The sequence below is a fragment of the Paenibacillus sp. WLX2291 genome (assembly GCF_046603665.1).
Lineage (GTDB): Bacteria > Bacillota > Bacilli > Paenibacillales > Paenibacillaceae > Saccharibacillus.
The window spans coordinates 3,359,205-3,373,429 of record NZ_CP176755.1 but is presented as its reverse complement, the minus strand read 5'-3'; the positions used below and the strand labels follow the sequence as shown (position 1 = coordinate 3,373,429).

Annotated in this window: 12 protein-coding genes and 1 pseudogene; 9 read left to right on the top strand and 4 right to left on the bottom strand. The window is 46.0% G+C overall.

What is annotated here, in order from left to right:
• The first annotated feature begins 146 nt into the window (after positions 1–146).
• Positions 147–1,274 (top strand): substrate-binding domain-containing protein, encoded by a 1,128-nt coding sequence (locus tag ACDE64_RS14355; protein WP_411347275.1) that lies wholly within the window; start codon positions 147–149, stop codon positions 1,272–1,274.
• A gap of 109 nt (positions 1,275–1,383) precedes the next feature.
• The gene (locus ACDE64_RS14350) at positions 1,384–1,725 is read left to right on the top strand and encodes an antibiotic biosynthesis monooxygenase family protein (RefSeq protein WP_411350301.1); all 342 of its coding nucleotides are present in this window, start codon (positions 1,384–1,386) and stop codon (positions 1,723–1,725) included.
• A gap of 60 nt (positions 1,726–1,785) precedes the next feature.
• Here the strand turns inward: ACDE64_RS14350 and ACDE64_RS14345 are convergent, their stop codons facing one another.
• On the bottom strand, positions 1,786–2,157 hold the full coding sequence (locus ACDE64_RS14345; protein ID WP_411347274.1) for a hypothetical protein: 372 nt from the start codon (positions 2,155–2,157) through the stop codon (positions 1,786–1,788).
• A gap of 857 nt (positions 2,158–3,014) precedes the next feature.
• Here ACDE64_RS14345 and ACDE64_RS14340 point away from each other — a divergent pair.
• The 4 genes from ACDE64_RS14340 to ACDE64_RS14325 all read left to right on the top strand — a co-directional run bounded on the left by ACDE64_RS14340 (position 3,015) and on the right by ACDE64_RS14325 (position 6,702).
• The gene (locus ACDE64_RS14340) at positions 3,015–3,929 is read left to right on the top strand and encodes an NUDIX hydrolase (protein ID WP_411347273.1); all 915 of its coding nucleotides are present in this window, start codon (positions 3,015–3,017) and stop codon (positions 3,927–3,929) included.
• A 36-nt stretch (positions 3,930–3,965) separates the two neighbouring features.
• On the top strand, positions 3,966–4,463 hold the full coding sequence (locus ACDE64_RS14335; protein ID WP_411347272.1) for an NADAR family protein: 498 nt from the start codon (positions 3,966–3,968) through the stop codon (positions 4,461–4,463).
• Between the two features lie 237 nt (positions 4,464–4,700).
• Positions 4,701–5,567 carry a TIGR02452 family protein gene (locus ACDE64_RS14330; protein ID WP_411350300.1) on the top strand — a complete coding sequence of 289 codons (867 nt, stop codon included), beginning with the start codon at positions 4,701–4,703 and terminating at the stop codon, positions 5,565–5,567.
• 307 nt (positions 5,568–5,874) lie between these two features.
• On the top strand, positions 5,875–6,702 hold the full coding sequence (locus ACDE64_RS14325; protein WP_411347271.1) for a helix-turn-helix domain-containing protein: 828 nt from the start codon (positions 5,875–5,877) through the stop codon (positions 6,700–6,702).
• 237 nt (positions 6,703–6,939) lie between these two features.
• On the opposite strand, the gene ACDE64_RS14320 is transcribed toward ACDE64_RS14325, so the two are convergent.
• Positions 6,940–8,445, bottom strand: coding sequence for an APC family permease (locus ACDE64_RS14320; protein WP_411347270.1), 1,506 nt, complete (start codon positions 8,443–8,445; stop codon positions 6,940–6,942).
• 224 nt (positions 8,446–8,669) lie between these two features.
• On the opposite strand from ACDE64_RS14320, the gene ACDE64_RS14315 reads away from it, so the two are divergent.
• The 3 genes and pseudogenes from ACDE64_RS14315 to ACDE64_RS14305 all read left to right on the top strand — a co-directional run.
• Positions 8,670–10,604: a primary-amine oxidase gene (locus ACDE64_RS14315; protein ID WP_411347269.1), complete on the top strand. Its 1,935-nt coding sequence runs from the start codon at positions 8,670–8,672 to the stop codon at positions 10,602–10,604.
• A gap of 13 nt (positions 10,605–10,617) precedes the next feature.
• On the top strand, positions 10,618–11,109 hold the full coding sequence (locus ACDE64_RS14310; RefSeq protein WP_411347268.1) for a hypothetical protein: 492 nt from the start codon (positions 10,618–10,620) through the stop codon (positions 11,107–11,109).
• A 680-nt stretch (positions 11,110–11,789) separates the two neighbouring features.
• Positions 11,790–11,903, top strand: a pseudogene (locus ACDE64_RS14305) (excalibur calcium-binding domain-containing protein); the annotation flags it as partial.
• 121 nt (positions 11,904–12,024) lie between these two features.
• Here the strand turns inward: ACDE64_RS14305 and ACDE64_RS14300 are convergent.
• Positions 12,025–13,425 carry an ATP-binding protein gene (locus tag ACDE64_RS14300; protein WP_411347266.1) on the bottom strand — a complete coding sequence of 467 codons (1,401 nt, stop codon included), beginning with the start codon at positions 13,423–13,425 and terminating at the stop codon, positions 12,025–12,027.
• Positions 13,410–14,093 carry a response regulator transcription factor gene (locus tag ACDE64_RS14295; protein WP_411347265.1) on the bottom strand — a complete coding sequence of 228 codons (684 nt, stop codon included), beginning with the start codon at positions 14,091–14,093 and terminating at the stop codon, positions 13,410–13,412. The genes ACDE64_RS14300 and ACDE64_RS14295 overlap by 16 nt, the downstream gene beginning before the upstream one ends.
• Positions 14,094–14,225 lie beyond the last annotated feature (132 nt).

Genomic DNA, 14,225 nt, shown 5'->3' with positions numbered 1-14,225 from the left:
TGTGTCAGCTATAGAGTGTGCAAGTATGTAACCTGTTTTATCGTACAAAGCTATCGTTGTTTATCACCATCTATACTACAATGAACGATATATTAGGAAATGAATGTATTGGAACTAGAAATTTTGAAATAAGGAAGGGACTGCATATGAGCGAGCAGATATCCTATACAACTGAAGAAATCGCCCGTCTGCTAAAAGTGTCCAAGCTGACGGTGTACGATCTGATCAAAAAAGGCGACTTGCCCGCCTATCGTGTCGGCAAGCAGATGCGCATCGATCATAACGATCTGGAGCAGTACAAGCAGCGTTCCAAAGATGGCATGCTGCGCGAAAATGCAGGTCAATTGCAATTACAGGAGTTCCAAAGTGGCGGACTGGCACATGTTCCCGCATCTGGTCTAGCACCGGATGCAGCTAATCATCTTCCACCAGAACAGCATGGTACAGAAGAAGCGGGTGCTTCGCCAGCATTTGTACATGCCGCTTATGCGCGTCCAGAAGAGATTTTACGCAATGTAGGCAATGTGCAGCCGATTACTGAAGAGCCTGTGCCGCCGCCCGTGAATATGAAGACGATTGTGATTACCGGTCAAGATACCAGCCTCGATCTGCTGGCACGTTATATAGAAAAAGAACAACGTTACCGTCCGCTGCGCTCTTTTGCTGGTAGTATGGATAGTCTTGTCTCGATGTATATGGGCAATTCGGATATTGTAAGCACACATTTATTCGATGGAGAGACGGGCGAATACAATTTGCCGTATGTGAACAAGCTGATGGTGTCTCACCCGTTTACGCTCATCAATCTGGCTTCCCGGCGTGCAGGTTTGTATGTGCAGCGCGGCAATCCGAAACGTATTACAGAGTGGCAGCAGCTGGATCAGCGCGGCATCCGTATCGTTAATCGCGAGCGCGGAGCCGGGGCGCGGGTACTATTGGATGAACAACTGCGACTACATCATATTCGTCCATCTACATTGCAAGGTTATGACCGTGAAGAAACATCGCACATCGCTGTAGCTGCGCGTATTGCTGCTGGTGAAGCGGATGTGGGGGTAGGGAGTGAGAAGGCAGCTGCACTGGTTGGTGTAGAGTTTGTACCGCTTACATTGGAGCGTTATGATTTGGTCGTGCTGAATAAACCGGAAAATGCCGAATGGATTGCTCTGTTGAAGCGTATTTTGCAATCGACGGAGTTTCAAAATGAACTGAAAGCTATCGGTGGATATGATCTGTCACGTACAGGTGAAATTTTGCATGAGAGCGTATATTGAACGCATACTATAATAGGTTAGTATAAAACCTTTTGTTTTGACAATGATAATGATTATCAATTATAATATACTCATTCGCCGGAACCAACTGGTGTAAGGAGGGATTATGATGTTCGTTATTTTGCGTACAATTACGGTCAGTGAAGGATCTGCCGATCAAGTTGTAGAGCGTTTTAGCCAACCGGGAACTATTGTGGTACAACAGCCGGGTTTTGTTGATATGCAGGTGTTGGTCAAGCAAGTGCGCCGCGGAGAAGAAGAAGTCTTGATTATGTTCCGCTGGGAATCAGAACAAGACTGGAAAAACTGGGAGAAAAGCGACGCCCATGTTCAAGGTCATCGCAATAAAGCTGGTCAACCGAAGCCTGAATATATTTTGAATGTAAGTCATGCAAAATACGAAGTGAAAGCTGTAACAACAGCGGTCGATGAAACGAAACCTATGGTGTAATATAAATAAAAAACCTTCCCCGATTGCAGAGGAAGGTTTTTTGCTATTGGAAACGAAAGATCAAGCACGCGAATCAAACGGTTCAATCGTCACATGACCCTGATCGACCATGGAGCCTTCGTACGCTTTTTGCGCAACTGAGATTCGCTGACTAATTGGTAGCGCATGTTCATACGTTCCGCTTTGCAATTTCAGTGCAGCCAGTTCCTGATACGAGGCGACCGCAGGCATCGCGGCAGGCAACACTGTATGATTTGCCGGGATTTTCTCTAACAGCTGATCAAATTGCACATTCGTATCATTGGTCGTTTTTACTGGTTCCTGACGGGTACGTTCCGTTTGTTCGCCGACTTTTTTCTCGAAAATCTGGCGTGTATAAGCAGCAAAATCAGCAGTGATTTTACGTACGGCATCAATAGGATTAATTCTCATAGTTTCACTCCTTTACCTTCAACGGGTAAACATTGTACACCTTTCTGCAATGCCTCCGTATTCGTTCATCGGCAGCGTAACGTAGCTGCTTCGTGTATCACATCATCTACGCAAAATGCGATATAGGCATATGTTACACATAGTATACCTTATATATCGGTTATAACAGCAATGATATTACTGATCATTCATTAAAAATTTAAATGATTTACACAATCATCCATGTATGAGTCAACGATCCGCATCATTGTTTATACGCAACAGCAGCTTAATAGTTTCGCTTTAAGGAATTCATTGTTAGAGAGAGTCGGACATGCAAATCCGAAATCGGGTTGACGATGATACAACAACTGAATATAATAACAATATGTTATTAACATTTAGATAATATTAAAAAGAGAATTAGTGGTTTGATTATCTTGATAATGAACAAGCAAGAAGCAAGAAGCAAGAAGCAAGAAGCAAGAAGCAAGAAGCAAGAAGCAAGAAGCAAGAAGCAAGAAGCAAGAAGCAAGAAGCAAGATAGATAATAGATGTATAGTAAGCGTAGCAGTTATGTAAGGATAATAACGATAATTAGTGAATACAACGAGTCGATATCAGTAGCCAAAAAATAGAAATGTAGACCAAGTACAACGACTATTTCAAAATAAAAGCTCTATTCGTATGTACAAGTAGCAAGTATGTAGGCAGCACAATTATAAGTAGCGAGTATGTAAATAGCACATGTATAACTAAGCAAGGATACAGTCTAACACTCATTATGTAACCACTATCTACTATATGTAACAGATCTGCGCGCATGATCTTATTTTTTGTTCATTGAATATGAACATGATAAAAACGGGGGCAATAGGATGAGCCATAATCAATCAGAGCAGCCGGTGGACGCACAGGGGCTGACAGAGCATGAATATTTGGACAGGTACGACGCATCGCAATTTGAGCGACCTTCGGCAACTGCGGATATGCTGATTTTTACGATTCTGGATCAGGAGCAGGATAACTATCGTAAATTGCCGGAGAAATCATTGCATTTGTTGTTAATTCAGCGTGGAGAGCATCCTTTTCTAGGGCAATGGGCGTTGCCGGGTGGCTTTGTCGGTATGAATGAAAGTCTAGATGAAGCGGCAGCGCGCGAATTGCATAGTGAGACTGGATTAGAGCGCATCTATATGGAACAGCTATATACATGGGGCGATGTGGATCGCGATCCACGGACTCGGGTCATTAGCGCTTCATATATGGCGCTTGTCGATTCCACCAGTCAACAGGTGCGTGCGGGTGAAGATGCCAGCGATGCTCGCTGGTTCAAGCTTGATTACCGAATTACGCAAGAGAAGAAGATACATCTGGAAGACGGCTGTCGTTTGGAAAAGGAAATGCAGGTGACGTTATCCCATCAACACTTACAATTAAGCGGCACAGTGCGTGTAACGCGCACGTATCATGGTACGGTGGCAGGTGTGAAGTGGGAAGTGCTGGATCATGGAGGTATCGCATTTGATCATTTGAAAATGATTGCTTACGGATTAGAGCGACTGCGTAGCAAAATTGAATATACCGATATTGCGTTTAACCTGATGCCGCCGTTATTTACATTATCAGCGCTTCAGCAAGTATATGAGATTATTCTGGATCGTGAATTGCTAGCACCCGCTTTCCGTCGCAAGATGGCGACGCGTGTGACCGCTACGAATGAGTATACGAAGGATGCAGGGCATCGCCCATCTCAACTGTACCGCTTCCGCCCAGAATGGGAAGACGCTTGATGCTGTGCCCCTATTCCTAATGAAAGGAGAAAAATAATGAGTTCCAAATCTAAAGAGACATTCACTTTGTTTTATCATACCGAATCGCCGTTCTCGCAATGGCATCCGGCTGAATTTACGATCGACGGGAATCATTTTCACAGTGCCGAGCAGTATATGATGTACGGGAAGGCAATGTTATTTGAAGATGAGCAAACGGCGCAGCGCATTTTGCGAGCGAAGCATCCCCGTGAGCAGAAGCAGCTGGGACGCGAAGTACAACATTTTAATAAGAAACAGTGGCAGCAGCATGCGCGAGATATTGTATATAAGGGGAATGAAGCCAAGTTTACGCAAAATCCCGATTTGCTGTCTGCGCTGCTGTCTACAGCTGGTACGACACTCGTTGAAGCTAGTCCAAGCGATACCATCTGGGGCGTAGGATTGGAAGCAGACAATCCACTAATCCTGAACCGTAACACATGGAAAGGCACCAATTGGCTTGGCGAGGTACTAACTTTGCTGCGCGATACGTTATTACAAGAACAACAGTAACTTGAATTTAGAATATATACAGAGCTGTATGAACAGATACAGATTGTAGAGTGTATATCGAAATGAGGAAAGAATATGAGCAGCAACAACAATCATTCATCCCCATCTATGTCCAAATGGGAACGATCCAATCATGATAAACGACAAGCTCGTCTACACCGACAGAAATCAGATCGTCAGCAAGCGCCAGCATCTAACAATACAATACAGCATCCAAAGGACAGCAAAAACGCAAACATGCGGAATATCCGCTTACAATGGGCACAGCAAACGCTGGATATTTTGGACAAAGGACAGTACATGTCGCCTGATGGACAACAGCATCATATTGCTGATGCTATCGCCCATTCGGTAAAAGATGCTGTATTGTATGCTCCTGATCGTCTTCCTAACGTGAAGCAGTCGGTGCAGCAGCAAATTGCACAATTGCAAGCATCAACCACGACGGGCAATGGATTTGCCACAATAGAATGTACCAACGAATCCACCTTGCAGGCAGCGGAACGATTCGTGAAGGAACAGCATAAGCGGCAGGTGCTGGCATTGAATTTTGCTTCGGCACGGAATCCGGGTGGCGGGTTTCTCGGCGGCAGTCAGGCGCAGGAAGAAAGTCTGGCACGTTCTTCGTCACTTTACCCCTCCATCGTACAAATGGAAGAGATGTACACCTATAATCGCCGTGAGAAAAGCTGTATGTATTCGCATTATATGATCTATTCCCCGGATGTAGTCGTATTCCGCGAAGATGATGGTTGCTTGCGCAATGATCCGTATACGGTATCCATGATCACGTCACCAGCGGTCAATGCCGGTATTGTACGCGAGCGCGAAGCGCACAAGGTTGCGCAGATTGAAATCATCATGAAGGAGCGTATTCGTTATATTTTGGCTGTAGCCGCGGAGCAAGGAGAGCGTCATCTGGTGCTGGGCGCATTTGGCTGTGGTGTATTTCGTAACGATCCGTCCGAAGTAGCACGCTGGTTCCGTGAGATTTTGCTGGATGAGCAGTATGCGGTACTGTTTGAGCATATTACGTTTGCAGTGCTGGATCGTTCGCGCAATGGCGATGTAATTCGTGCGTTTCGTAAGGTGTGGTCGTGCTGAATGAGCATAGAGAAGAGGAATGCAGTACAGAAGCTTGCAGATTGTATGTATATCGCTCTGAGACAGACAATATCGCTAGTAGGATAGCGATGGGATTGTTTGTTTCAGAGCTTTTTGTATTGCATTTCAACGTTTGGCTACAAAAACGGAGAGAGGTACATATCAATCTATGGAAATGTCATTGTAAAAATCGGAACTTGAACCTATTCAAATTTTAATTATAATATACGTAATATATGTGATAAATATCATAACAGAGAATCGGGTCTATTTTTAAATAAGGCTGTAATAAAAGGAGGTTGTGTCAATGGTTGGTACATCAGTAACTCATCCATCCCTTATCATGCCGATTCAATTTGGTTTCCAGCTGGAAACTAAGTTTTATATGGAAGATAATATGACGCAAAAACCAGGTCAGCCGGTGCTGTATTATGAATTTACGAGCGGTGAACAAACAGAATGTATTCATGTTGTGCCGGATGGGTGTGTGGATGTGTTATTTTATTGTGATGCTGTGCAGCCACATGCTGAGATTTGTGGAAGTGTGTTAGCGGCGAAGGTGATGCGGTTTCAGCCGGGCGCGCGTTATTTTGGCGTTCGCTTTTTGCCGGGACATGGGATTGGTGTGATTCCTCTCAAGGACTGGATTGAGCAGCGGGTAACATTGCAGGATGTGTTTGCACTACCGGACGAGTACATGCAGCGGATCTTTGAGGCGCAGGATTTTCACGAACGGGTGCAATGGTTTGCTGCGCTCTTTTTGCCGCTAATGACGACGGAGCAGTTGCCAGAGTTGGTGCAGTATTGTTTGGATGAGATTACAGGTTATCGCGGTAATATTACGGTGAACGATCTATCGGTGCATACCGGGTATTCAACACGATATTTGCGTAAAAAGTTTGAGGATTATGTCGGATTCTCGCCCAAGCTTTTTGCCCAGACGGTTCGCTTCCAGCATGCCCTGCATATGATTATGAAAAATGATGTCGATCTGCTCGATATTGTACATGAACAGGGATATTATGATCATTCGCATTTTGTGAATAATTTTAAAAAGTTCAGCCATCTGTCACCGTATCAGCTACGTTTGGAATGGAGTCAGCGTAAATTGGTGATGGAGCTGGAGTTATTGTGACGAAGCTTTGTTACATTGGGGAATCCAATAGGTAAAGTTCTTATAAGGAAAGCTCCAACACGCAAAGCTAAAGCCCAGCAATACTGTTCAGAATCGAAATGAACAGCATTGCCGGGCTTTTGTCATACATACAGAAGTGTTGTGATTCATAGAGAGGGTAGAATTAGAATACAAAAGGTGCCACCTTATCTATGTGGCACCTTTTGTGCAATGCTTGGTCCTAGCTTGTGCTGGATGTCAAACGGTGGAACTAGCAGCTTCACTTTCTGCTTCGGCAATGGATTCGCCCGCTTGTTCATAAACCGATGGTCGATACAGCTTGAGCCAGATGCCGATGCAGACACCGACAACAGCTACAAGTGCAAGTGTGAATTCCATGAGCAACGGTACAGACGACGCGCTTGTACCGACGAGTGATGGGAAATTGATAATCGTAATCAGCGTGGCAGCGAGTAGACCGAAGGCGGACAGGAGCGGAGCGATTTTACTATGCCAGAGACGTCGATCGGTGCCCGTGCGAATGAAGAATGATACAATCGCAAAACCAACAACTGTATATAGACAGAGCAGACCGAGACTCGCCATTGCAGATAAATAAGCAAACGTTTGTAAAAAAGGGTCCCAGCCAGCTGCAATAGTCAATCCGATAAAGATCAACGACAATATGCTCAGCAGCAAGCCAGCGATATGTGGAGATCGATGATGAGTATGCAAACGGGAGAGCGCACCAGGCAGAATACCAGAGCGTCCCATTGAGAACAAATAACGTGCAATAACATTATGATACGCGATCAGCCCGGCAAACGCGCTAGTCACGAACAAGGAGCGCAGCACCCATACCGACCAACTGCCTAGATGACTTGCCGCCAGATCGGTAAACAGACTGGCAGGATCAAGTCCCTGTGTCAGAATCGTATTCACTTTGTTCATAACGCCAGTTTCGCCCCAACCAATCACAATACTATAGCTGATAAAAGCGTACAGCAATCCGAGGATGCCAACCGCTGTGTACGTAGCAACCGGGATCGTGCGATTCGGATTTTTGGCTTCTTCTCCATAGATGACAGTAGCTTCAAACCCGATAAAGGCACCCATGCAATACATAATTGCAATACCAGGCGAGCCACCAAACAAGACATCCATCTGGAATGGTGCTGCTGTGTAGCCTTCCGCCGTGCCCGTTGTTAGCGCAGCAACAGCGATGATCAGCAGTATGATCACTTCCATAATCATGCACACCCCAAGCAGCTTCGCTCCTACATCGACACGTCGATATCCAAGAACACCTACGATCGCGCAACAGAGGATCGAGTATACCCACCATGGCAGATGAATATCGACTTCCATCAATAATGAGTTAAATGCGTTACCGACCAGACCGTATAACGCCAGCAACAATGCACAATACGATACAATCGCCAGCAGACTGGCACTAATGCCGGAGACTTTACCAAGCCCTTTGGATACATAAGCGTAAAAAGCACCTGTATTACGCACATGACGGCTCATTGATGTATACCCGACCGCGAATAGCATCCATAGAATTAGCGCCAATACATAAATGCCCGGTGCACCAACCCCGTTACCTAGCCCCATTGAAAAAGTAAGTGTACCCATCAATGCCATCAACGGTGCAGCAGCCGAAATAACGAAAAACACCAGACCCGGCACGCCCAATGCATCCGGCATAAGCGATGCTTGCTGCCGAGGATGTGGTTGTACATTGGATGTCGTTTGATCCATATTCATTCCCCCTTAAATGGATTGCATGTATTCCTTGTCTTATTATGTACATCTCCTCTCATCGTTGATTGTAAAAAGCGGAATATATGTTAACTTAACTTACGCAAAAGAGATGTTTTTTTCTGTTGATCCCATTTTTACAATACATAACTAGATGAATTTCGATATGATTTCAACATGAATAGTCAGAAAAGTTGACTTTAACTATGAAGGAGGACATCATCATGTCGATTCAATTAGAAACAGTCACTCATCCACTGGAGCCGCTCACGGCGCTTGAACTGGAACAAACGATTGCGATTTTGCGAAAAGAAAAGGAACTGGACGAGCATTATCGCTTTGCCAGTGTGAATTTGTATGAGCCTCCCAAAGCACAAGTATTGCAATACAAAGCCGGTGATCTGTTAGAGCGTGAAGCGTTTTGCATCGTATTGAACAATCGTGATGGGCAGACCTACGAAGCAGTCGTATCCGTAACTGGTGGGCACATCGTTTCGTGGAAGCATATTCCGGGTGTGCAGCCGTCGATTATGGCGGATGAGTTTATGGAGTGTCAGAACGTAGTGAAAAGCAATCCCGATATGATCGCTGCTCTTGAGCGTCGCGGACTGACAGATATGGATAAAATTATGGTGGATCCGTGGTCGGCGGGAAACTTTGGACATGAAGAAGAGGAAGGGCGACGTATCGTGCGGGCGCTGAGCTATTATCGTACATCTGAGTTTGATAATCTGTATGCTCGTCCGATCTCCGGGCTGTATGCGCTAGTCGATCTGAATCATATGGAAGTGATGAAGGTGGTTGACCGCGAGATTGTGCCATTGCCTCCGCTGGATGGCAATTATACGGCTGATGCGGTCGGACCACTGCGCAGTGATATACGTCCACTTGATATTGTGCAGCCGCAGGGACCGAGCTTTACAGTGCAAGGACATGAGATATGCTGGCAAAAGTGGAAAGTCCGCTTTGGCTTTACTTCGCGCGAAGGGTTAGTACTGCATACGGTCAGCTACAACGATCAGGGACGAGAGCGTCCGATTCTGTATCGTGCGTCTTTATCGGAAATGGTCGTGCCATATGGCGATCCGACCGAGCCAGTCAATCGCAACAATGCCTTTGATGCTGGTGAATACGGGATCGGGATGCTTGCCAATCCGCTGGAGCTGGGCTGTGACTGTCTGGGCGAGATTCGTTATTTTGACGCTCATTTCTCCGATAGTCAGGGCAATATTATTCAAATTAACAATGCGGTCTGTCTGCATGAAGAAGATTTTGGTATCGGTTGGAAGCATACGGACTGGCGTACCGGGCATGTGGAAGTGCGTCGTTCGCGCCGATTGGTATTGTCCAGCATCTCCACTGTCGGCAACTATGAATACGGATTTTTCTGGTACTTTTATCAGGACGGTTCGATTCAATTTGAAGTGAAGCTGACGGGTATTCTGCATACAGAAGCGATTCAGCCAGATACGCGTTATCCGTACGGTAATCTGATTGCACCACAGCTATTCGCCGCACATCATCAGCATTTCTTCAATGTGCGTATGGATCTGATGATTGATGGCACGAACAATTCCGTGTGCGAAGTGAATACCGTTTCGATGGAAAAAGGTCCCGACAATCCGTACAGCAATGGCTTCTATCCAGTAACGACTACGTTCCGCAAAGAGTCAGAAGCGATTCGTGACCTCGACCTGCGAACCGCGCGCTACTGGAAATTTATCAATCCGACTATGAAGAATGCGCTTGGTGATCCGGTCGGTTACAAGCTATTTGCTGGGGAGAATGCGTATCCGTATGCGCATGACGATTCACCGCTAATGAAACGTGCCGGATTTCTGAAGCATCATTTGTATGTGACTCCGTTTGACCCGGAAGAACGTTATGCTTCTGGCAGTTATCCGAATCAGCATGCAGGCGGTGACGGGCTGCAATACTGGGCCGAAGCGGATCGGGATATTGAGAACACGGACGTGGTGGTCTGGTACAACATGGGGCATCATCATATTACGCGTCCAGAGGACTGGCCCGTGATGCCGACAGCGTATATCAGTTTTATGCTGAAACCGACCGGATTCTTCGACCGTAGTCCAGCACTGGATGTGCCACCTTCGCCATCGAAGGCGCACGGTCACTGTCAGCATCATAACCATGGATGAAGGAGGAAGCCTGATGGAGAAAACAACGGTCTGGTCTGTGCATGGTCGTGCTGTACCTGATGTGACTCGCAGCAAGGCGATGTCTACCCTCCCAATGCTCTCATCGTTATTGCCAGCTGTAGTGATTGTTCTGCTGCATGTCATTCATATGTTAATTGTGCCTGCACTGGCATCGTCGATGGTGATGATGGAACAGGGCAGTATGGAGATGAACGGAAGTGGAATGAGCATGGATGGCATGAGTGGAATGAATCATATGGATAGTATGGATCATAGCGGGATGAGTCATATGAGTGATGGTAGTACGAGCAGCGCAATCCCATGGATGGAAATTGTGATGGGAGCGATCTGGATCATTTCTATTGTCAGCATTGTGCAGGCGGGATACCAGTTGTGGACAATGTTGCGTAGCAAACAAGCGGCGAGGATGAATTATGTTTGCGCAGGATTTTCGCTCATTTCGCTAGGCGTAGCGGTGTATAGCATTGTAGTGATGATAGGATAAATGCTGCTATAGCAGTAATTAGAACAATGGCTTTGTCATATGAAATGATACATCGCGTCATATTCTATAAAGAATGGATCGCCCTAATGTATCGCCAGAGTGAGCACTCCGTGTTCCAAGTTCGGTCTTTGCCGAGCGGGAATATGGAGTGTTTGCTGTTCCGATCACTTTGTTGCTCGCTTTGTTTTGTACGATAAAAGGTTGAAGCAACAAGGATTACGTTATCTGGATTGCAATACCATTCGATTCCTTTAAACTACTAATTAAAATAATAATTTCAATATATGAAAAATTCATAATAGAATATAAACCTGCACGTTACTTAGCTACTATTCCTCATCCCATCCTGCTCATATTCTCTTGTTCATTTCCACCTAAGCTTCGTTCAAAACTAAAATGTACAAAAAAAATTTTATTTTGAAAAAAAGGTAAAATAAAACATAATTATGTGATAGAATACACAGGAACACATAACTAACTGATTCACTTAAAGAGAAAAAGGCGTTACCGATCACAACATCATACAGACAAAGGGGTTACTACAAATGAATCAAATGAAAAAGTTGTTCGCAGGCATTGTTACCGCAGCACTAATCGCTGGAACGGGCGTCGCTGTATCGTCTACCGCTCAAGCCCAACCTTCGCAGCAGGTATCTGGCTTCACTAACGTGAAAGGTGTCTTTTACAAAAACTGTACTGCTGTACGTAAAGCAGGCAAAGCTCCATTGTACAAAGGTCAACCGGGATACCGTCTGAAATTGGATCGTGACAAAGACGGCATCGCTTGCGAATAAATATGTATTGTATATAACAAAAGCTCCAGCAGAGAGGAAGATACCTCATTCTGCTGGAGCTTTTGCATTGTTACATAGACTCATCTTTTGCATTATTGTATAGACTCATTCTGTTATAGGCTCATCGTGGCAATTCCAATGCAAAGGTACTGCCTGCTGGTGAACTGCGGCGTAGTAGTAGTTCGCCGCCTTGTGCGCGTGCAAGCAGTTGGCTGTATGTCAGACCGAGACCCAGACCGCGTACGCTACGCTTTTTCTTTTCCCCACGGTAAAATCGTTCGAAAATATGATATTGATCTTCCGGTGCTACCCCGGAGCCGTTGTCTGTTACTTCCACTTGCAATAGATCGTTATCGGCAAACATACGAATCGTGAAGCGGATGCAGCTAGACTGATCGGCAGCCTGCAAGCCATTGTTCAGCAGATTGACGATAATTTGCTGAATACGTAGCGAATCGCCAGTAGTGTACATCGGCTCTGTCGGCAGATCCAGCTGAATGTCGATCTCGTGCATTTCATGTGTCAGTTTCCATTGATGAGCAACTTCGCGGATTAGTAATTGCAGATCCAATTTATCGCGGCGCACCTCGACACTGCCGGAGGCGAAGGCATTATAATCGAGCAGATCGGCAACCATGCGCTCCATACGATCCGATTCTTTGAGTGCAATGTCCAGAAACTCGTGCGCTTCCTCGCCAGATACGACATCATCGCGTACTGCCATCATCAGACCTTTGATCGACGTGACGGGCGTTTTCAACTCATGTGTGACACCAGCGAGCGAGAGGGCACGCCATTCTTCCAGATGTTTAAGACGCTGCGCCATTTCTTCAAAGGAAGAGACGAGCTCCTGAATCTCTTTTTCCCGTGTGTGAATGTTTAGCTTGACGTCGTAATTGCCTGCACAAATCTGCTGTGCAGCCTCGGCGACTCCACCTAATGGACGTGCCAGCTTGCGCGAGAGCAGATAGATGGTGAGCCAGCCTGCTAGAATGAGCATACCGAGCAGCACGAAAATGAATGTCAGCTCTTTGGGACTGTAAGTTAGCGATTTTTTGGATTGTAAAATGCTAACCTGACCAATCTGCTGATTGCTGCTATTGTCAATCGGTGTGTTGATCGCCATAAAGCGCTCATCGCGTGCCTGACTGAGATCGTCTGACAGTTTGTTATACATTTGCTTCTCGGTAATTGCCGGACGCGAGAACATTAGATTGCCCTGCTTGTCGGTAATGATCAGACAAGTGCCATCGTCGATATTAAAGAAACGCAGTCGATTTTTGATAATATAATCCAGATTGGGCGGAACGTTGATCTCGCCTGACGATGTAGTCACGCGGTCAGCAACCTCTTGACCGAGCAGCCCAGCCGTCCGAATCCGGTTATCCATTGTCGTATCGCGCACCCAATAGATAGCGGCAAGCGCGATAATCCCGAATCCGATACATAGAATGATAAAGTAACGGATCGTCCAGTAAGACAGCATCGAGACGGTTCGTTTCGGTTTTACTCGCTGATCCAAAATTGATACCCCATTCCTCGTAACGTACGAATCTCGCCCACATCAGAAGACCAGTTACAGAGCAGCTGGCGTAATCGTTTGACCGATAGATCGACGGCACGATCACTACCTTCGTAATCCATGCCCCACACCTGTTCAATCAGATGATCGCGTGTAAACGTACGGTTTGGATATTCAGACAGAAATAACAGCAGTGACAGATCGCGCGGACTGAGACCAACCTCAGCGCCGTTCAGGTAGACGCATTTGGCAGCATAATCAATAACGAGATTGCCAAAATGACGCTTGCTGTTGCGATCATTCACATACGGTCGGCGGCGCAATACCGCATTGACCCGCGCAACTACCTCTTCCGGTATAAACGGCTTGGTCATATAATCATCGGCACCACCGTCCAAACCGCTAAGGCGATCTTCGATGCCATCGCGGGCGGTAAGCATAATGACTGGGCATGCGCCTTGTTCGCGAATGAGCTGCAACAGTTCCCAGCCATCCATGCCGGGTAACATCACATCCAATACGACGAGTGCAGGTTGGTGCTGCTTGAATAATTCCAGTGCGGTAATACCGTCGGCAGCATGAATGACCTCAAAGCTTGCCTTTTTTAAATAAGCGGATAAGACGCGGGCAATTCCCGGTTCGTCTTCGACAATCAAAATCAGATTCATCTATATCAGCGGCTCCTTGCCAGAGTAACGAAAAACTCTCCGGTAATATGACCTGTGTTAGCAGATGAAGATACAACATGCTATCTGTTCATCAGCTTGCTTCTATTGTACAGGCGCAACAAATCCAGCGGC